Origin of the sequence: Allomuricauda sp. CAU 1633 (assembly GCF_017313225.1) — a bacterium.
Classification (GTDB): Bacteria; Bacteroidota; Bacteroidia; order Flavobacteriales; family Flavobacteriaceae; genus Flagellimonas.
Window position 1 is genome coordinate 595,759 of the sequence record NZ_JAFLNE010000001.1, and the last position, 19,776, is coordinate 615,534.

Consider the following 19,776-nt stretch of genomic DNA (forward strand, 5'->3'; position numbering starts at 1 on the left):
ATGGGGATAAACAAAAAATGCCGTTGCCTTTCAAGAAAACAACAGCATTTCAAAGATTGTATGTTTGGGAATTACAGCGTTCTTAGGTACTCGGCCACGTCCCTTGCCTCTTCTTCGGTAAGGTTTTGGTTGAGCATGATCGCATTATTGTATTCTTTCAACAAAGCTTTTGCAATGGGATCCTCTTTGAGCATGCCATCGGGGTTTAAGATCATATTCATGACCCACTCCGGACTTCTTCGCTCATAAACTCCTTTTAGGGCAGGTCCAATCATGCGTTTGTCCACCATGTGGCAAGCCACACAGATACCATCGAACTTTGCTTTTCCGCGTGCGGCCATTTCTTCATCAATTTCGGCAGGGAAAGCCAAATTTTCAATGGGGCCTACCCCTTTATTATCCAAATCCACGGGCACACCTTCGTCGGTTTTGGCCTTGGTCTCTTCAGTTTTGGTACGGCTTACTTCAAAACCATCATCCTTTTTCTCTTCTTTTTTTCCGCCACAGCTGGCCACAAGGGCTCCCAATGCTACGAAAAGGAGTAATTTTTTCATCTTGATCAATTCTGTTGTAGTTTGTGTTAATTACAGCTACTAAGATAGGTAATTGAAGACTAATTTTATAGCAGTTTTTGCATTAGCTGTTTTACAATGGAATTAAAATCCCAGCTCATTAAAGAAATCCAAAGCCCTTCTTTCTGTATACGTGATATTGTTCTTTCCCCAAAAACCTACATGCCCACCATATTTTGGGGTTTCCAAATATAGATTTGGATTCTGTTCCACTTCAGAAAAAGGATAGCATTCGGAGCCTAAAAAAGAATCATCCTGCGCATTGATGATTAAACTTGGCACCTCGATGTTAGGCAAAAATTGAAGGGAACTACATTGCGTGTAATAATCCAGCGCATCTTTAAAGTTATGCGCCCTGCTGGTGTAGATGTCGTCAAAATCCTTTAGGGTTTTAATTTTTTTGATATCAGAATCCGTGATAAGTTCGGGAAACAAGACTTGTTTTTGTCTGAGCTTGTCAATCAAATTTCCCTTGAAACGAATGGCATATAGGATATTTTTGAATGTGAGCAACTGTTGACACGAACTGTGCAAATTGCATGGTGCTGAAACAGCAACCGCTCCTCTGATTTCCTTTGGAACGGTTTCCTCTTCCCCTAAATATTTTAGCACTAGGTTTCCGCCCAGACTGAAGCCTTTAATATAGATTTCTGAATAATCCTTGGTCTTCAATATGTGATCGATAACTTCTTTTAGGTCTTCGGTAACGCCCGAATGATAAGAACGATATCTTTTGTTGGTTTCCCCACTGCAACCTCGATAATTTACAGCACAGGCATTGTACCCATTTTGGTTAAAAAGTTTGGCACTTCCGGTAATATAAGGTCGTTGTCCATCTCCTTCCAGACCATGGAGTAGAATCACCAGTTTATTGGACGGTACTATAGAATCGCTCCAATCTAAATCCAAAAAATCGCCATCGAACAGTGATAAGCGTTCCCGTTTTTGGACAATTCCATTGACTTTTCTAAAAAGACCACAGTAAATGGTAGCCAAATGCCCATTTTTGAAAAAAAGTGGGGGATTGTAATTTGATGAAACAAGGGGCATTAATATAATATGTTATGTTGGGGTTGCACTTTTTCTGGTAAATTGGTTTCATCCAACATGTCCCTGAGGTCTATCTCTATGGTACGGCACAAAGCGGTCATGGGCACATCATTGATACGCCCTTCGAAAGGATCTTCGCTATTGCTTCCAATTTTTTCCATAGTGGTAAAAATCCAAGAAATCAACACCGAGAAGAAAACCATGAGTCCAAGATACCACCAGTTGTAACTTTGATTTAAACTTTGAAGTTGGGTCTCAAAAACGTTGAGCAACCCAAAGGGTAGCAAAAGGATAAAAATCCAGGTAAAAACTGTACTGAAATAAGCATATTGTCTCGGAAAAGGAGTGTTTTTAATGCGTTCGCACATGCCTTGAAGATTGTACATTTCTTCCAAATTGTTGTGTAGTACCTGTTTGTCGAACTCCGTTATTTTACCCGCTTTCAATAATTGCTTAAGCTGCTGCCCTTGATTTTTTACAAGATGTGTGGCTACGTTCTTTCGGTTCTCCAGATCCGCAATTTCGTCTTGGGAGAGCAGCAAATCCATTCCATCACAAGCGGGGTTCCGTTCCCCATGTTTGTCGAATAGCATTTCCACTGCTCGATTTTCCTTTATAGAGAAACTATTGGGTTGCCGCAGTTGAATGCGTAGGGCGTTGACCCATGCAATATGTCTATATATCAATGTAATTTGGGCGTTTCGGTCATTCTCTACAAAACTGAGCACATTATTGGCCCAGGTACGGGAGTAATTTACGATACCACCCCATATTTTTCGGCCTTCCCAAAAACGGTCATAGCTTTGACTATTCTTGAAACCAATATAGAAAGCCACCGCAATTCCTATTACAGATAGGGGTTGGAAAGGAATGTCGATGTGGGTCCAATCCAAGGTGGTATAGAGGTAAAAGATGATGCCAGCATATAGGATGAAAAAAATAAGGTTTTTCCATGCGTAGCGTAAAATAATGTGCCAACTAATATTTCTTTTAATGTACATGGTAGTGTCTGTTGATTATACCGATACAAAATACAAAAGAAAATTACGGCAGCATTTCTTTGGGAAAAGTCTCCAACAGTTTGGCTTGTTCCTCAATGGAGTCCTTGAATTCAACTTTGAGATTATCCACCAGTTTTGAAACGGGCAGTACATCGTTTATCGTGGTTACGCCTTGCCCTGCAGACCAAATAGTTTTCCAGGCCTTGGCTTCTGTATTGAGTTCTTTCCCAAAGTCAATTTTGCGGTCTTTTTTTAAATCTTCTTCAGAAATCCCGGCAGCCTTTAGGCTTGCGGCCAAAAAGTTGGCATGTACACCTGAAATGGCTGCGGTATATACTACATCGCTGGCACCGGCTTCGATAATCATTTTTCGGTATTCTTCCGTAGCCTTACTTTCCTCTGTGTTAATAAAGCGTGTTCCCATGTAGGCCAAATCAGCACCCATTTGCATTGCAGAGGCAACATCCCTACCAGTACTGATACATCCTGAAAGAATGACTGTCTTGTTGAAGATTTTTTTCACTTCGGCCACTAAGCTCATGGGGTTGATGTTTCCTGCATGCCCTCCGGCACCCGCTGAAACCAGAATCAAACCATCGACGCCTGCCTCTGCCGCCTTTTCGGCGTGTCGTTTTTTAATAATGTCGTGGAACACCAATCCGCCATAGCTGTGGATGGCATCAACCACCATACTTACTGCGCCAAGCGATGTGATTACCAACGGAACCTTATGTTTTATGCAGAGTTTTACATCAGCTTCCAACCTAGGGTTTGTGGGATGGACAATCAGGTTTACCCCAAAAGGAGCTGCCTTTTTGCCGGTTTCTTCCTCAAATTGCTGTAGCTCTGTCTTTATTTGGATAAGCCATTCCTCAAAGCCTTCACTGGTACGCTGGTTAAGGGCGGGAAAGGTGCCAACAATGCCATTTTTGCAACATTCCACCACCAATTTTGGACCCGAAATAAGGAACATGGGGGCAGCTATTACAGGTAAGGATAGGTCTTTGATAAACGTGGCTTTTTGGCTCATGGCTTTTGTGTTAAACTATGTTTAAAAATAGAATTAATAATACGACTTCATTGTAGTCAGTTTATAAAACTATGGTATTTTTGTCAACTATTATGCATGCATAACAAATAACCCGTATGTTTTTTAAGGAATTTGAGATTCGATGGAGCGATTTGGATGCCAATCGCCACTTGGCCAACTCGGCCTATATCAACTTTATGAGCCACACCCGAATGGCCTATTTGGGACAGTTGGGCTTTACTCAAAAAAGCATGGCCGAACACAATATTGGTCCTGTGGTCTTTTATGAACACATGTATTATTTTAAGGAGGTTTTTGCCGGAAAACCAGTAAAGGTTTCTTTGGGGTTTAAAGGAATGAGCGAAGATGGAATGTTCTTTGAGTTTGAGCACGATTTTTATGATAGCAAAGGCAAAAATTTTGCTCGGTGCCAAATGATGGGTGCTTGGATTGATTTGAAAGAACGAAAACTGATAGGGTTGCCCCAAGAATTCTTGGATGCTTTTGAAAGAATGGAAAAGACAGATGATTTTAAGGTGTTGACCAAGGCCGATACCCGAAAATTTGTTCAAATTCCGAAAGATCTTTAAAGCTTACTATTGGGTATAGCCAAACCAGCTTGGCGATTTTTTAATTAATTTCCCTGAAATGATTTCATCGAGCCAACGCTCGTACCAGTCCAAAAAAGTAGTGTCCGGGGCAAAGAAGGGTTTTTGGTCAGCAGACATTTCAAGATTTACCACTTTCCCTTTGTGAGGGCCATTGAGAAGAAGCCCATGAACATAGGTGCAACCTTGGGTGCCTAACGGAAGAATTCCTCCGTAGATTTTAGTAAACTCTTCATAATAGACTTCGTCAGAAAGACCATCTTCATCCAAGATTTTGGTTAGCTTTTTCCATTGTGCATCTTTCATTTTAGGATACAGACAACAGTTATTTTTCAGGAATATTTTAGGGTCTTCGTAGACCAATGTATCCAGATGATCTCCGAGTGTGTAGATTCCGTAATAAGGGCCTGCACCAGAGTTTTGGTATGATGTTCCCCCATTTCCAACATGGAGTTTAAAAGCACGGTAGCACTCGGGGAGTTGAATTCCATAGGTTGCTTCAAAAGATTCAACTTGGGAAATGGTGGCAGGGGAGTGCATTGCGTATTTGTGTGCACTTGCTCCAAAGACCAAACAATCTTTATCAATTGTTTTAGCTTCCAGTAACTTTTTCTTGATTCGCCCTATTTGCTGGGAATGTGGGGTGTCCATCAGTGCTCTTCTTTGTCATCAATTTTTCCCCACAACGATTTTTTTGCAGTAAAGACGTAAATGAAACGTCCAATTATGCACACGAGAAATACGGAAAAAGCCAAATCCACCACAGACATATGTGGTTTATTTAAGCGCAACATAAAACCTAAAGACCCTTCAAGCTGCAAGGGGTTAATTACCTGCTCCGTTTTCCAGAAAGGCGGAAGAAATTTATAGGCCAGATCAGGCAACCAATAAAAAGCGAGGTAAATCAACCCCAGTTCCAGCAATGGATTTATTTCAAAGGCTTTCATCAATTTTTTCTCAACCCAAAGAAGTGCGACAAAAAGGAGAAGACCAGTGGCAACTCCGAGAATTATCAGATTCATAATATTTCTATTCAGCTAAAAAGCGATTCCAATTGTGAGTTGAAACTAAAGCTCTGGCATAGAATTTTTAGGGGTTAATTGATGAACACCCCAAACAAGTTGACGAATAATGGGCTATGGAAAAATTAGTGGATCAAATTTTTGGCTTGGGTCGTTTACCGGCCAGGTACACTCCCAATAATACCAAACAGGTGGCCAAAATTTTGACCAAGGTTAGGTGGTCCTTGCCCGAAAATAGGGCAAACAGGATACCAATGAGTGGTTGTACATAGATAAAAGCCCCTACGGTTGACGCCTTGAGTTCTCTAAGGGCGAACACATTAAAAAGATAGGTCATAAAGGTGGTGCCAATCACCACAAAAGCTACGGAACCGTATACCCACAGCGGCATGGTGGCCCATTCTATTTCCAGAAATTCTGGTAAGGTAATGGGAAAATTCATGATAAAGGCAAGGCCAAACAACCATTTCATGAGATTGAAAGGATGGTATTTTTCCAGCAGTTTTTTCACTAAAATGAGATAGGAGCCATAGCATGTCGCATTAAGAATGAAGAGGAAATTACCCATTGGAATATTAGGAGCGTCTTGGCGTATTTCGGCTCCAAAAAGAATAAGGCCAAGAGCTCCAATAAACCCTAAAAAAATACCCATTCCCTTATTTAAGGTAATTCGCTCGCTAAGAAACAAGGCAGATAGAATTACTACAATGATGGGGGTAATGGTCACCAAAACGGCACTATTAATAGGTGTGGAGAGCTGCAAGCCTTTAAAAAAGGCCAACATATTGACTACCATGCCCAAGAAGGAACAGGCCAATATTCGGCCCCAGTCCTTTTTCTCAATCTTCTCTTTAGGGCCAAAAAATGAAATCAAGGTAAACAGGATTGTGGCCCCACCTACCCGCAACATGATAAAGGCAAAAGGACCCACATAATTGGGCATGGCCCCTTTGGCAATGGTATGGTTAAGGCCATAGATAATAGTGGCCCCAATAGCGGCTAAAATTGCGAGTGTTCTTTTGCTCATGGGTGAAGGGCCTCTTTTGCGGCCTCGACCACTTTTTTGGAGTTTCCGATAAAAATTTTCCCATCAACCAAAACAACGGGTCGCTTTAAAAAGGTATAATGCTCAAGAATAAGTTCCTTATAATCGTTTTCGGAAAGTTGTTTCTCCTGCAAACCTTTTTGCCGGTATAACATGGCCCTTTTACTGAACAGAGGCTCGTACCCTCCAGCGAGTGAGGACATTTCTTCCAATTGGCCAGAAGTCATGGGTTCCGTTTTGATTTCTTGTAATTGAACACCATCCAAAGGCTCAAATTCTTTTAAAATACGTTGGCAGGTAGAACAGCTGCCCAAATGGTAAATCTTTTTCATGATCATGTTCTAAGGCACAAAGGAAGTTAAAAATGAATCAATTCATGTTATGAAAGTGCAAATTCAACAGCTTTTTGCGCGTGGATTTTAGTAGTATCAAAGGTAGGGATTGAAGCTTCTTCTGCTGGAATGAGCAAAGGAAGTTCCGTACAGCCTAGGATAGCTCCTTCAGCTCCCTGCATCTCCATTCTTTTAATAATGTCCAAACAGATTGCTTTGGATTCTTCGGTAAAAATCCCTTTGACCAGCTGATTGTAGATCATGGAATGAAGGCTTTCCCTATCTTTTTCATCTGGAACAATGATATCCAGGCCATAGTCCTCAGTAAGAATTTTGGTATAAAAATCATTCTCCATGGTGAACTTGGTGCCCAAAAGGGCCACTTTTCCCATTCCTTTCTCTGTAATCGCTTGTCCAGTGGCATGGGCAATGTGCAAAAAAGGAATGTCCAAGGCATCTGTAATGAAATTACTCACCAAATGAATGGTGTTGGTGCATAAGAGAACAATATCAGAACCTGCAATTTCCAATTTTTTGGCGTGTAGGCCCATAAGGTCTCCAATTTGGTCCCAATCGCCTGAAAAGGAAAGGCGTTCAATTTCATCAAAGTCGACTGAGGTAAGAATAGCTTTTGCAGAGTGTGAGCCTCCCAATTGATTCCGGACCATTTCGTTGAGGTGTTGGTAATATATTTTTGAGGACTCCCAACTCATGCCACCGATCATTCCAATTGTTTTCATTTTTTTACTGGTTTTGAATTTTACTTCATTTTTGACATTTCTTCAGCTCCCTCTATGGTAATTGAAGTTAAAAAAAGAGACACTTTCCGAGCCAAGGCTTTAAACGGATTTTGGGTTACTGATCTTTGAGGTGTGCAAATTGTACAGTTTTCCATAATATTTACATTTCGCTAAATTTCAATATGTTCACTTAAAAAATTACAGTTCTTTTTTTAGGGCCTCCAAATAGGCCTTAATGGTTTGTTCATTTCTCTTGTAATAGGTCCATTTGCCATGCCGGGTTGGAACAACCAATTTGGCATTTTGCATGGAATTCAAATAGGTTGAAATGGTAGACTGAGACAGTCCGGTTTTATCTTGAATATATCCTACGCATACCCCGTCATCAAAATGATCAATATCTTGATGGGGCGGAAAATTTAATTCCGGGTTTTTTAACCATTTCAAAATATTAACCCTAGTTTTATTGGATAAAACCTTATTGATTTCAATAAAATCCATAAACAAATATAAATCAAAATATTTACATATCTAAAAAACTAGATATGTTTTAACAAAACCTTGGTTTTTTGATACATAATCATGGAAAAGATATTTGACATCCTCCTTAAGAACAGGAAATTACTACATGATATCTTACAGCAGACCCCAAAAGAAGAGCTGTACAAAATTCCAGAAGGATATAATAACAATATCTGGTGGAACATTGCCCATGTTGTGGTGACTCCTCAACTATTGGTGTATGGATTATGTGGATTGGATTATACCATTGAGGAAGAGTTAATCAATACCTACCGTAAGGGAACCTTTCCTGATGGAGAACCTTCCGCACAAGAATTGGAAAAGATTTCGGCCTATCTCTTCAGCACGGTAAAACACATTCAATTGGATTACGAACACGGCAGATTGAATGTAAAAAACTACAAAGAACTCACCACCTCGGTCAATGTAACCCTTACCAGTGCCGAAGATGCCATTGCCTTTAGTGCCTTTCATGAAGGAATTCATTTAGGAGCTATCCGAGGTTTGCAAAAGGCATTGGAAAACGCCCGTTAAGACTTTCCCTTGACTTGGGAATTATAACCCCATTTCCCTCCATTTTGTATCTTTAGTGCTATAAAATGGCAATTGCGCAGTACCCCAAAGCGATAGTACAGGTTTCTTTAATTCCAAATCTTAACCAAAATGAGAAAGACCTACGCATTCAATTTGGGCCTCTGGGCCTTGTTTCTGATTTCTATTCAGCAAATCCATTCCCAAAGAAGTAACTTTTCGGTTGGGGTGGTACCTACTTACAAAACTGATGGGTATGGTATACAGCTCAATGTAAACCATTATCACAGCACGACGGATTATCTTCAAGTCTCCTTGGTGGCCGCTTTTTCCAAAGAGCAACCCGATTCTGGTGTTGAATTCCCGTATCACGATTACCTGTTCAATTTGGGGTATTTCACCACAATTTTGACTTCTCCGAAGCGGGGGTTCTTCATTTTTTTTGGCGGAGGGCCATCCGTAGGGTACAAGTACATCAACAATGGGGAAACTGAATTTCCGTTTGATGCGGTAACGGCGGAAAGCAGTTTTATTTATGGTGGTTTTGCTTCTTTTGAAATGGATTTCTTTCTTTCGGATGCCTTTTCATTGTTTGTCCCAACAAGTGGCTTTTATCATTTCAACAGCGACCTGAATGACACTATGCTACTGTTAGGAGTTGGCATTCGGTATTACCTGAAGTGAAGTTTAAGACTTCACCTTTCGCTTTAAAAAAAGATTTACCTCAGAATAGGGAAGGGTCAGGATGATGGGGCCATCCGCATAAGAGGCCACTTCATATTGGTTGTAGATCAATTGTACCCCATCGTTGGTGTACCCTACATTGTTGGACAAATGAAATGCGTCCCCTTCGAACATAAAACCAGTAGCATTGATGTTGCTGTCTTGGGGGATTTTCTCCTGTACCCTGAACTTGGTCTCTGCAAACTTTTCAAAACCTTCAGGGTCATCAAAAAGCTCCCAGTTTTCCAGCTCGGCACCTTTTGTTTTATCAAAATTGAGATAACTTGTGGAACCATAACCGTGTGCGCCACCGGTAAAGGTATAAGAGTTGACCACAATGGTAATTAGGTTGGCATCTTCATAAATGACCTCACCATTTATCTTGGCCTCCCATTCAATTTCATCCGGGAACTTGGCTTTTAATTCCTTATAACTATCAGTAAAAGAAGCCATGGCATCATCCACATTCCCAATGTCTTTATTATCGCTAAAAGACAGTAGCGCAATGACCTCTTCCCGTAAACTTCGGTTTATGGCAGTGGCCACTCCCGTATCATCTAAGGCATGTGGAAGGTTTATGGTGATTTCAGGACAGCTCTTGCAGGATTCTCCGTGTAATTCAAGGGGTTCAAAAGTAAGTTTGTGTTCAGTTTCGCAACCAAAAGGAATCCAGAGGATTAAAAGTAGGGCAAGATACTTTTTCATGAGTGAGGTTTTAGGGTTCCCAAAAATAAGACTTCATTGAAAACTCCGAAAGATAACAATACATTTGTAGCAAGATCATAAGAAAATGAGCAAAAAAGAGTTACGATTCAACAGCAAAACCATTCACGGAGGGCAGCAACCAGACAAAGCGTATGGCGCGGTAATGCCACCCATTTACCAAACCTCCACTTATGCCCAGAGCACTCCGGGTGGACACAAGGGATTTGAATATTCCCGAAGTGCCAATCCAACTCGAACGGCTTTGGAGAATGCCTTGGCCAGTATAGAAAATGGAGTCTACGGATTGGCTTTTGCCAGCGGGTTATCGGCTATTGATGCCGTGATAAAATTATTGGAACCTGGTGACGAAGTTGTATCCACCAACGATTTGTATGGTGGAAGCTACCGACTTTTTAAGCAGATTTTTGAGAAATATGGCATAAAATTCCATTTTATTGGAATGCAAAATATGGATGCCATTGAAGCTCACATCAATGCAAAAACCAAGTTGATTTGGGTGGAGACCCCGACCAACCCCATGATGAACATCATCGATATTAAAGCAACTTCTGCTTTGGCCAAAAAACACAAGCTTTTGCTGGCTGTGGACAACACTTTCGCTACACCTTATTTACAAAGACCGTTGGATTTGGGTGCGGACATTGTAATGCACTCTGCCACCAAATATTTGGGAGGGCACAGTGATTTAGTAGTAGGAGCTTTGGTAGTGAAGGACAAAGAGTTGGCGGACAAGCTCTATTTCATACAAAATGCCAGTGGAGCCGTGTGTGGTCCTATGGATAGCTTTTTAACGCTACGTGGCATAAAAACACTCCATGTGCGGATGCAACGCCATTGCGAAAACGGTGAAGCTATAGCCAACTATTTAAACCAAAATCCCAAAATTGAAAAAGTATACTGGCCCGGATTTGAATCGCACCCCAACCATGACATAGCCAAAAGTCAGATGAGCGGTTTTGGGGGGATGATATCTTTTGTGCCCAAAGGAAGCAGTTATGAAGAGGCGATTAAAATTGTGGAAAAACTGGAGGTCTTCACTTTGGCCGAATCGTTGGGAGGTGTGGAAAGCTTGGCAGGCCATCCGGCAAGCATGACGCATGCCAGTATCCCCAAAGAGGAACGAGAAAAAAGCGGAGTGGTCGATGCTTTGATTCGCTTGAGCGTGGGTATTGAAGATGTAGATGACCTCATTGCAGATTTGGAGCAAGCCATAGGTTAGGAAATTGAAAAATTTTTAAAAAAAGCCCCTTCAAATTATGTAAATACCATAATTTTGCGGTCAAATTCAAAATTCAATAAAACTACGTCTAATTAAAGTTGCAGGAGCAACAAACATAAATCCGTTATATGGAAGACAAAATTAAAGCATTCATGGATGAGGTCATCGCCAGAAACGGCCATGAACCAGAGTTCATCCAAGCGGTTCAAGAAGTTGCCGAAACCGTAATACCATACATTGTTACCCAGGATATTTATCATGGGAAAAATATCCTTTTGCGCATGGTGGAGCCAGAACGATTGATCTCCTTCAGAGTGGCTTGGATTGATGATGATGGCGAAATTCATGTAAACCGGGGCTATCGTATTCAAATGAACTCGGCCATTGGTCCGTATAAAGGTGGACTTCGATTCCACCCCACTGTAAATGCCAGTGTATTAAAATTCTTGGCCTTTGAACAGGTCTTTAAAAATAGTCTGACGACCTTGCCCATGGGAGGCGGAAAAGGAGGCTCTGATTTTGATCCAAAAGGAAAATCCGATGATGAGGTGATGCGCTTTTGCCATGCTTTTATGACGGAGTTGTGTAGACACATTGGTCCCAACACAGACGTTCCCGCTGGGGATATTGGAGTGGGAGCCCGTGAAATTGGTTTCCTTTTTGGGATGTACAAGAAAATTCGCAACGAGTTTACGGGCGTATTGACAGGGAAAGGCCTTTCATGGGGTGGTTCCTTGATTCGTCCCGAGGCTACAGGATACGGAACAGTCTACTTCGCCGATAGTATGCTAAAGACCAAAAATGAAACTTTTAAAGGTAAAAAAGTGGTCATTTCAGGTTCTGGTAATGTGGCACAATACGCTGCTGAAAAAGTACTGCATTTAGGTGGGAAGGTATTGACACTTTCTGATTCCGGTGGGTATATCTATGACAAAGACGGAATTGATGAAGAAAAGCTGGCCTTTGTCATGAATTTGAAAAATAACAAGAGGGGCAGGATTTCCGAATATGTGGATAAGTATCCATCGGCAGAATTTCATGAAGGAGAAACCCCTTGGAAAGTGGCTTGTGATGTTGCATTGCCATGTGCTACCCAAAACGAATTGGATGGAGACGATGCTTCAACATTGATCAAGAACGGATGTATAGCCGTGGCAGAAGGAGCAAACATGCCTTCTACCCCAGAAGCTATCCATGCATTTCACGATGCCCGAATTTTGTTTGCACCCGGCAAGGCATCAAACGCGGGGGGTGTGGCCACTTCAGGCTTGGAAATGTCTCAAAACTCGCTTCGCATTAGCTGGACTCGAGAGGAAGTTGACGAAAGATTGAAGGGAATCATGGGTGATATTCATGATGCCTGTATTGAATATGGTAAAGAGGAAGATGGTTACTGTAACTATGTAAAAGGAGCCAATATTGCTGGTTTTGTAAAGGTTGCAGACGCCATGTTGGCTCAAGGAGTGATATAATTCCTATAATCAACCAGAGTTTTTGGTTGGCAGTTACCGGAAGGAGTGATTATTTTTACCCTTTCTGTAACTGCCTTTTTTTTGAACCCTATGCAAGTAACCACCAAGGCCATAGTGCTTTCTTCCCTAAAATATGGCGACACCAGCCTTATTGTTAAGGCCTTTACAGCTTCCGATGGGTTAAAATCCTACTTATTGAAAGGCGTTATGGGCTCAAAAAAGGGAAAATTGAAACCCGCCTATTTTCTCCCGCTCATGCAGTTGGAAATAGTGGCCAACCATAAGAACAAGGGAACTTTAGAAGGCATAAAAGAGGTAAAAGTATCCATGCCTTACAAGACCCTGCATACCGATATTGTTAAAAACAGCATTGTTCTTTTTCTAGCTGAAATGTTGGGTAACAGCATCCATGAAGAAGAGCAGGATGAAAGCCTTTTCAACTATTTGGAATATGCATTGCTTTGGTTGGATGAGCATCCCGCCAATCCCAATTTTCACCTTCTTTTTTTGTTGAATCTTACCAAGTATTTGGGCTTCTATCCTGACACTTCTTTTCAAAATGCGCCTTTTTTTGATCTTCAGGAAGGGAGTTTTAGCAAAACCCCATCAATTAACCCATTGATTCAGAATGAATTATTGGAGAATTTTAAACAGTTTTTAGGCACGAATTTTGATGCATTACAGACGATACAACTAACTAAGTCTAACAGGCGGGAACTCTTAAAAATGGTCATTCTGTATTACCGTTTGCATGTGCATGGATTCAGGGAACCAAAGTCCCTTGCCGTACTAAATTCTGTTTTTAACTAACATGTTTAAACCAACCTTAACCTTAATTTTTTTACTCATTTCCCTTTCGTTTTACGGCCAAGAAGTAACCGTTCTTGATGCCGATTCGGGAATACCCATTTCCAATCTGGCCATTTTTAACAAATCAAAATCGAAATCCACCGTCACAGATGCTAACGGAAAAAGTGATTTGGGAATCTTTCACAATAATGAACGAATTACGTTTCAACATCTCAGCTATGAGATTTATGCCGCCTCAAAATCACAGATAGCCAAAAAAGGTAATCGAGTGTACCTTTATTTAAGATCCGAAGAACTTGAGGAAGTGGTGTTATCCGTTTCCAAATGGGAGCAGCAGAAAAAGAATATTCCCCAAAAAATTGAAACCATTGATGCCAGAAGCATCTCTTTTACGGCACCCCAAACCTCGGCAGATTTGTTGCAAAACAGTGGAAAGGTCTTTGTGCAAAAAAGTCAATTGGGTGGCGGAAGCCCTATGATTAGAGGTTTTGCCACCAATAGGTTATTGTTATCGGTGGATGGGGTTCGGATGAACAACGCCATCTTCAGGGGAGGAAACCTTCAAAATGTAATTTCCATTGATCCTTTTACCGTGAACAAGACCGAAGTTATTTTTGGCCCAGGCTCGGTGATTTATGGTAGCGATGCCATTGGCGGTGTAATGAACTTCTACACACAAAGACCCCATTTTTCCTTTACGGACAGTTTGGCGTTTTCGGGAAAGGCCGATTACAGATTTGCTTCAGCCAACAATGAAAGTACTGGTCATATCGAGTTTAATTTCGGGAAGCAAAAGTGGGCATCATACACCAGTTTCACCTACAATAATTTTGATGACTTGAAAATGGGAGAACACGGCCCGGATTCCTACCTCCGAAATAATTACGTTATCCAACAGAATGGAACGGATGTTTTGGTGGCCAATGACGACCCCAAAAAGCAAGTCTCTTCAGGATATGACCAGCTTAACTTCTTGCAAAAATTTGCGTTTCGACCCAATGATACCTGGAATTACAATCTAGGAGTCTACTATTCTGAAACCTCAGATTATTCCAGATACGACCGATTGATTCGCCCTACCAGTGATGGACAGGGACTCCGGTCGGCAGAATGGTATTATGGTCCCCAGAAATGGTTTATGGGGAATTTTCAGGTCACTAAAAAAGGGGATAGCAAATTTTATGATCGCGTAAAGCTCACAACGGCCTATCAGTTTTTTGAAGAGAGTCGCCATGACCGTGGTTTTGGAGACGTTGACCTGTTCTCTACCAAGGAAAAAGTGGATGCGCTGTCTTTGAACCTCGATTTTGAGAACAAACAGCTGGGAGGGCTGCACTTGTATTATGGTGCGGAATATGTGTTCAACAAAGTAGGTTCCACTGGAAGCTGGAGAAATATAGAAACGAATGAGACGGAACGCACCGCGTCCCGATATCCCGATGGATCTACTTGGCAGACCTTTGCGGGCTACATCAATGGGGAATATCAACTGGAACCTAATTTCACGCTACTTTCCGGAATTCGATATAGTCAGGTTTGGGTGGATGCCGAGTTTGAAAAAACCTTCTATCCTTTTCCTTTTGATGAGGCTGATATCGTAACCGGAGCCCTCACCGGAAGTTTAGGGTTCAGTTGGTTTCCAAGGGAGGATTTACAGATAACATTGAATGGGTCTACCGGATTCCGAGCGCCCAACATTGATGATATTGGAAAAATCTTTGATTCCGAACCCGGCTCTGTGGTGGTTCCAAATCCAGATTTGGAACCCGAATATGCCTATAATGGTGAATTGGGAATCCGAAAAAATTTCAGCAACCGATTTGTTTTAAAAGGAGCTGCCTTTTACACGTATTTGGTGGATGCGCTAGTACGAAGGGATTTTAACTTTAATGGCGAAACCGAGATTGAGTACAATGGCGAAATGAGCAATGTACAGGCCATACAGAATGCGGCCAAGGCTTATGTGTATGGTTTTGAATTTGGGATGGAGGCCTTTTTTGATGAGCATTGGTCATTTTCATCCAACCTAACTCTCACCGAGGGAACTGAAGAAGACGATGATGGTATGGATAGCCCTGCCCGTCATGCGGCACCCACCTTTGGTGATGCCCATTTGGTTTGGCAAAATGAAAAAATTAAAGCAGACGTCTTTGTCAACTACAACGGTGAGATTAGTAACGATGATTTGGCACTTTCGGAACAAAGCAAGGATTACATTTATGCCAGTGATGCCAATGGGAACCCATATTCCCCATCTTGGTATACCTTGAATTTTAAGTCGCAATACCAAATCTCAAATGCTTTGAAAGCCACGGTAGGTTTGGAAAACATGACCAACCAACGGTATCGGATGTATTCATCGGGTATTGCGGCACCAGGTACCAATCTAATTTTAGGACTTGGATACGTCTTTTAAAAAAAGCAAAAGGCATGGGAACTCCCATGCCTTTATTACTTCATGTTTTTATTACATTTTTAGGCTGTCCATTGCCTTTTTGGTGATTTCTTTAGCATCTTCACCCATTTCTTCGGCCTTGTCCATGGCCTCTTCTCCGGCCTTTTTAATGCTATCAACAGCTTGTTCGCCCATTTCCATTGCTTCGTCCCCTGCTTTTTTTACCGCATCTACAGCATCATTTGTTGCTTCTTTTAAATCCTCTCCTGCTTTTTCAAAGGTTTCGCTGGCCTCTTCGGAGGCTTCTTTTGCCTTATCTGCTGCCTCTCTGCAGGAGGTCAATACAGACATTGATAAAGTCAAGGCCATTACGGCGACTAAAACTTTTTTCATGTTATAAATGGTTTAGTGTTATTAAATTTCAAGGTAGTGAAATTAATGTAAATGGTTATGTGGGGCATATCATATTTAGGTTAAGGCTATTAAGGAAATACTAATACCCCCAAGGGAAGGGTATATTTCCATCTAAATTTATAATTTTGCAAACTTGGAATTCGAGAAGAAGTAGCAATATATATGAAGTTTGCAGAATATAAGGGATTGGATTTGCCCAAGGTATCGGAAGAGGTTCTGAACTTTTGGAAGGACAAACAGATTTTTGAAAAAAGTGTTTCCACACGGGAGGGCAGGGAAAGCTATGTGTTTTATGAAGGCCCTCCATCTGCAAACGGAATGCCCGGGATTCACCATGTCATGGCACGGACCATAAAGGATATCTTTCCGCGCTACAAGACCATGAAAGGGTTTCAAGTAAAAAGAAAAGCAGGTTGGGATACCCACGGTTTACCTGTAGAGATTGGCGTAGAAAAAGAATTGGGCATCACCAAAGAGGATATTGGAAAGAAAATATCTATAGAGGAATACAATGCCGCCTGTAAAAAAGCGGTCATGCGCTACACCGATGTGTGGAATGAAATGACCGAAAAAGTGGGGTATTGGGTAGATATGGATGACCCCTATATCACCTACAAGTCCAAATACATGGAATCCGTTTGGTGGCTGCTGAAACAGATTTACAACAAAGGACTCATTTACAAGGGCTACACCATTCAGCCCTATTCGCCAAAGGCGGGGACCGGTTTAAGTTCCCATGAGCTCAACCAACCAGGAACTTACCAAGATGTTACCGATACCACGGTAACGGCCCAATTCAAGGCCAAATCCGATTCTCTTCCAGAATTTTTAAAGAAAATTGGTGGAGACATCCACTTTTTGGCTTGGACGACCACACCTTGGACGCTTCCATCGAACACTGCTTTGACTGTTGGTCCCAAGATTGAGTATGTTCTTGTAAAATCTTACAATCAATATACGTTTGAGCCTATCAATGTGGTAGTGGCCAAAAATTTGGTTAGCTACAATTTCTCAGGAAAGTTCTCCAAAGTTGAGACGGAGGAGGAATTGTCCAACTTTAAAGAAGGCGACAAGAAGATTCCCTTTCTGGTGGGTGAAACTTTTTTGGGCATAGATTTGGTCGGCATTAAGTACGAGCAATTATTGCCATATGCACTTCCCTATCAAAATCCAGAAAATGCATTCCGCGTCATTGCCGGGGATTTTGTGACCACCGAAGACGGTACCGGAATTGTACACACTGCACCCACCTTTGGTGCGGACGATGCTTTGGTGGCTAAACAGGCCACGCCTGAAGTACCTCCTATGTTGGTATTGGATGAAAATGATAATCCAGTTCCGCTTGTTGACCTTCAAGGGAAGTTTAGGCCCGAAATGAAGGAGTTTGGAGGCAAGTATGTAAAGAACGAGTATTATGATGAAGGTGAAGCTCCCGAAAAATCGGTTGATGTTGAGCTAGCCATCAAACTAAAAATAGAAAACAAGGCCTTTAAGGTTGAGAAATATGTGCACAGCTATCCCAACTGTTGGCGTACAGACAAACCCATTCTATATTACCCCTTGAATTCTTGGTTCATTAAGGTGACCGATGTCAAGAATCGCATGTTCGAACTGAACCAGACCATCAATTGGAAACCAAAATCCACCGGTGAAGGCCGTTTCGGCAACTGGCTGGCCAATGCGAACGATTGGAACCTTTCCCGTTCTCGATATTGGGGTATTCCATTGCCCATTTGGCGTTCCGAGGATGGTAGAGAAGAGTTGATTATTGGCTCTGTGGAAGAATTGAAGTCGGAAATGGCCAAAGCCGTTGAAGCCGGAGTAATGGAGAGGGATGTGTTTGAGGATTTTGTGGTGGGTGACATGAGCGAGGAGAACTACGATAAAATCGACCTGCATAAAAATATCGTGGATGGCATCACCTTGGTTTCGCCGTCAGGACAGCCCATGAAGCGCGAAGCAGACCTTATCGATGTTTGGTTTGATAGTGGTTCCATGCCTTATGCCCAATGGCACTACCCTTTTGAGAACAAGGAATTGATTGATGACGGAGTGGCATTCCCGGCCAATTTCATTGCCGAAGGTGTAGATCAGACCCGAGGTTGGTTTTATACCCTACATGCTATCGCTACTATGGTTTTTGATAGCATTGCTTATAAAAATGTGGTTTCCAACGGACTTGTTTTGGACAAGGAAGGCAAAAAAATGTCCAAACGTTTGGGCAATGCGGTAGATCCATTTGAGGTGTTACCAGAGCAGGGCCCTGATGCTACGCGTTGGTACATGATTTCCAATGCGAATCCGTGGGACAATCTTAAGTTTGACTTGGAAGGAGTTGTTGAGGTAAAACGAAAATTCTTCGGAACGCTGTACAACACCTACTCCTTTATGGCGCTTTATGCCAATATTGATGAGTTTGATTATTCCGAAGCTGATATCCCGATGAAGGATAGGCCAGAGATCGATCAATGGATTTTGTCCGAGCTCCATACCTTGATTAAGAATGTGGACGAAGCCTACGGAGATTACGAAGCCACCCGTGCGGCACGGATGATTTCTGATTATGTTCAAGAAAACCTCAGTAACTGGTACGTTAGGTTGAGTAGGAGACGTTTCTGGAAAGGGGATTACCAGCAGGACAAGATTTCTGCCTACCAAACCCTTTATACCTGTTTGTCAACTGTGGCGAAATTATCGGCACCGATTGCTCCTTTCTTTATGGATCAATTGTACCGAGATTTGGATGCTACAACCCAAAAAGATGGATTTGAAAGCGTACATTTGGCAGACTTCCCTGTTTTTGAGGCCAATATGGTGAACAAAGATTTGGAACGAAAGATGCAATTGGCCCAAAAAATTTCTTCTTTGGTGCTATCCATCCGTCAGAAGGAAAAAATAAAGGTGCGCCAACCGCTTCAAAAAATTATGATCCCTATTTTGGATGATGAACAGCGAAGGGATATCGAAGCGGTTTCCGATTTGGTGAAATCCGAAGTAAACGTGAAAGAAATCCAATTGTTGGATGATGCATCGGGAATATTGGTAAAGCAGATAAAACCCAATTTTAAGGTTTTGGGGCCAAGATTTGGTAAGGATATGAAAGCCATTGCCGCTGAAGTATCCAAATTGGGTCAGGCAGACATACAAAAATTTGAACGTGAGGGGGAATTAATGCTGCAATTGGAAAATAAAAGCGTTAATTTACAGTTAACCGATGTAGAGATCAGTTCCCAGGACATTGAAGGTTGGTTAGTGGCCAGTTCAGGTCCCTTGACCGTGGCCTTGGATGTTACGATTAATGAAACTTTGAGAAAAGAGGGCATTGCGAGGGAACTTGTAAACCGAATCCAGAACTTGAGAAAGGAATCCGGATTTGAGGTAACGGACAAGATCAACATTAAAATATTGAAGGACGGCCTGGTGGAAAATGCGGTTTCCAGCAATGAGGATTACATCAAAACCGAAACCTTGACCGCTGAGCTGAACTTTGAGGAAAAATTGGAAGAAGGTATAGCAATTGCCTTTGATGAAGTGAATACAAAATTGTTTATTCAAAAACATTAG

20 protein-coding genes are annotated in these 19,776 nt (G+C 41.8%); 8 read left to right on the plus strand and 12 right to left on the minus strand.

Annotation, left to right across the window (positions count from 1 at the left end; translation table 11 throughout):
* Positions 1-71 precede the first annotated feature (71 nt).
* The 4 genes from J0X14_RS02665 to J0X14_RS02680 form a co-directional block, all read right to left on the minus strand.
* Complete coding sequence (locus J0X14_RS02665; RefSeq protein WP_207096204.1) at positions 72-554, minus strand: c-type cytochrome; 483 nt, start codon at positions 552-554, stop codon at positions 72-74.
* A 102-nt stretch (positions 555-656) separates the two neighbouring features.
* Positions 657-1,622 (minus strand): YheT family hydrolase, encoded by a 966-nt coding sequence (locus tag J0X14_RS02670; RefSeq protein WP_207096205.1) that lies wholly within the window; start codon positions 1,620-1,622, stop codon positions 657-659.
* Positions 1,622-2,623, minus strand: coding sequence for a bestrophin family protein (locus tag J0X14_RS02675; protein WP_207096206.1), 1,002 nt, complete (start codon positions 2,621-2,623; stop codon positions 1,622-1,624). Before J0X14_RS02675 ends, J0X14_RS02670 begins: the two co-directional genes overlap by 1 nt.
* A gap of 43 nt (positions 2,624-2,666) precedes the next feature.
* Positions 2,667-3,653, minus strand: coding sequence for an NAD(P)H-dependent flavin oxidoreductase (locus J0X14_RS02680; protein WP_207096207.1), 987 nt, complete (start codon positions 3,651-3,653; stop codon positions 2,667-2,669).
* 116 nt (positions 3,654-3,769) lie between these two features.
* Here J0X14_RS02680 and J0X14_RS02685 point away from each other — a divergent pair, with 116 nt between their 5' ends.
* Positions 3,770-4,243 (plus strand): acyl-CoA thioesterase, encoded by a 474-nt coding sequence (locus J0X14_RS02685; RefSeq protein WP_207096208.1) that lies wholly within the window; start codon positions 3,770-3,772, stop codon positions 4,241-4,243.
* A 6-nt stretch (positions 4,244-4,249) separates the two neighbouring features.
* Here J0X14_RS02685 and J0X14_RS02690 read toward each other — a convergent pair whose 3' ends face one another.
* The 6 genes from J0X14_RS02690 to J0X14_RS02715 form a co-directional block, all read right to left on the minus strand.
* Positions 4,250-4,912: an SMI1/KNR4 family protein gene (locus J0X14_RS02690; RefSeq protein WP_207096209.1), complete on the minus strand. Its 663-nt coding sequence runs from the start codon at positions 4,910-4,912 to the stop codon at positions 4,250-4,252.
* Entirely contained in the window at positions 4,912-5,283 is a 372-nt protein-coding gene (locus tag J0X14_RS02695) for a hypothetical protein (RefSeq protein ID WP_207096210.1), read from the minus strand. The genes J0X14_RS02690 and J0X14_RS02695 overlap by 1 nt, the downstream gene beginning before the upstream one ends.
* Positions 5,284-5,416: 133 nt before the next feature.
* A complete protein-coding gene (locus J0X14_RS02700) occupies positions 5,417-6,310 on the minus strand; it encodes a DMT family transporter (RefSeq protein WP_207096211.1) in 894 nt (297 codons plus the stop codon).
* Positions 6,307-6,660: an arsenate reductase family protein gene (locus J0X14_RS02705; protein WP_207096212.1), complete on the minus strand. Its 354-nt coding sequence runs from the start codon at positions 6,658-6,660 to the stop codon at positions 6,307-6,309. Before J0X14_RS02705 ends, J0X14_RS02700 begins: the two co-directional genes overlap by 4 nt.
* 47 nt (positions 6,661-6,707) lie before the next feature.
* Positions 6,708-7,400 carry an aspartate/glutamate racemase family protein gene (locus tag J0X14_RS02710; RefSeq protein WP_207096213.1) on the minus strand — a complete coding sequence of 231 codons (693 nt, stop codon included), beginning with the start codon at positions 7,398-7,400 and terminating at the stop codon, positions 6,708-6,710.
* A 198-nt stretch (positions 7,401-7,598) separates the two neighbouring features.
* On the minus strand, positions 7,599-7,847 hold the full coding sequence (locus tag J0X14_RS02715) for an ArsR/SmtB family transcription factor (RefSeq protein WP_410548696.1): 249 nt from the start codon (positions 7,845-7,847) through the stop codon (positions 7,599-7,601).
* 135 nt (positions 7,848-7,982) lie between these two features.
* Here J0X14_RS02715 and J0X14_RS02720 point away from each other — a divergent pair, with 135 nt between their 5' ends.
* Together J0X14_RS02720 and J0X14_RS02725 are read left to right on the plus strand one after the other, a co-directional pair.
* Positions 7,983-8,456, plus strand: a complete 474-nt coding sequence (locus J0X14_RS02720; protein WP_207096215.1) for a DinB family protein — start codon at positions 7,983-7,985, stop codon at positions 8,454-8,456.
* 129 nt (positions 8,457-8,585) lie between these two features.
* The gene (locus J0X14_RS02725) at positions 8,586-9,137 is read left to right on the plus strand and encodes a conjugal transfer protein TraO (RefSeq protein ID WP_207096216.1); all 552 of its coding nucleotides are present in this window, start codon (positions 8,586-8,588) and stop codon (positions 9,135-9,137) included.
* A 3-nt stretch (positions 9,138-9,140) separates the two neighbouring features.
* Here J0X14_RS02725 and J0X14_RS02730 read toward each other — a convergent pair whose 3' ends face one another.
* Complete coding sequence (locus J0X14_RS02730; protein ID WP_207096217.1) at positions 9,141-9,881, minus strand: DUF3298 and DUF4163 domain-containing protein; 741 nt, start codon at positions 9,879-9,881, stop codon at positions 9,141-9,143.
* A gap of 85 nt (positions 9,882-9,966) precedes the next feature.
* Between J0X14_RS02730 and J0X14_RS02735 the strand changes: the two genes are divergently transcribed.
* From J0X14_RS02735 to J0X14_RS02750, 4 genes are all read left to right on the plus strand, one after another.
* A complete protein-coding gene (locus tag J0X14_RS02735; protein WP_207096218.1) occupies positions 9,967-11,121 on the plus strand; it encodes a cystathionine gamma-synthase in 1,155 nt (384 codons plus the stop codon).
* A 128-nt stretch (positions 11,122-11,249) separates the two neighbouring features.
* Positions 11,250-12,593, plus strand: a complete 1,344-nt coding sequence (gene gdhA, locus J0X14_RS02740; RefSeq protein WP_207096219.1) for an NADP-specific glutamate dehydrogenase — start codon at positions 11,250-11,252, stop codon at positions 12,591-12,593.
* 90 nt (positions 12,594-12,683) lie between these two features.
* Positions 12,684-13,403, plus strand: a complete 720-nt coding sequence (gene recO / locus J0X14_RS02745; RefSeq protein ID WP_207096220.1) for a DNA repair protein RecO — start codon at positions 12,684-12,686, stop codon at positions 13,401-13,403.
* A gap of 1 nt (position 13,404) precedes the next feature.
* Positions 13,405-15,819: a TonB-dependent receptor domain-containing protein gene (locus J0X14_RS02750; RefSeq protein WP_207096221.1), complete on the plus strand. Its 2,415-nt coding sequence runs from the start codon at positions 13,405-13,407 to the stop codon at positions 15,817-15,819.
* Between the two features lie 51 nt (positions 15,820-15,870).
* Here the strand turns inward: J0X14_RS02750 and J0X14_RS02755 are convergent, their stop codons facing one another.
* A complete protein-coding gene (locus J0X14_RS02755) occupies positions 15,871-16,191 on the minus strand; it encodes a hypothetical protein (protein ID WP_207096222.1) in 321 nt (106 codons plus the stop codon).
* 183 nt (positions 16,192-16,374) lie between these two features.
* Here J0X14_RS02755 and ileS point away from each other — a divergent pair, with 183 nt between their 5' ends.
* Positions 16,375-19,776, plus strand: a complete 3,402-nt coding sequence (ileS, locus tag J0X14_RS02760; protein WP_207096223.1) for an isoleucine--tRNA ligase — start codon at positions 16,375-16,377, stop codon at positions 19,774-19,776.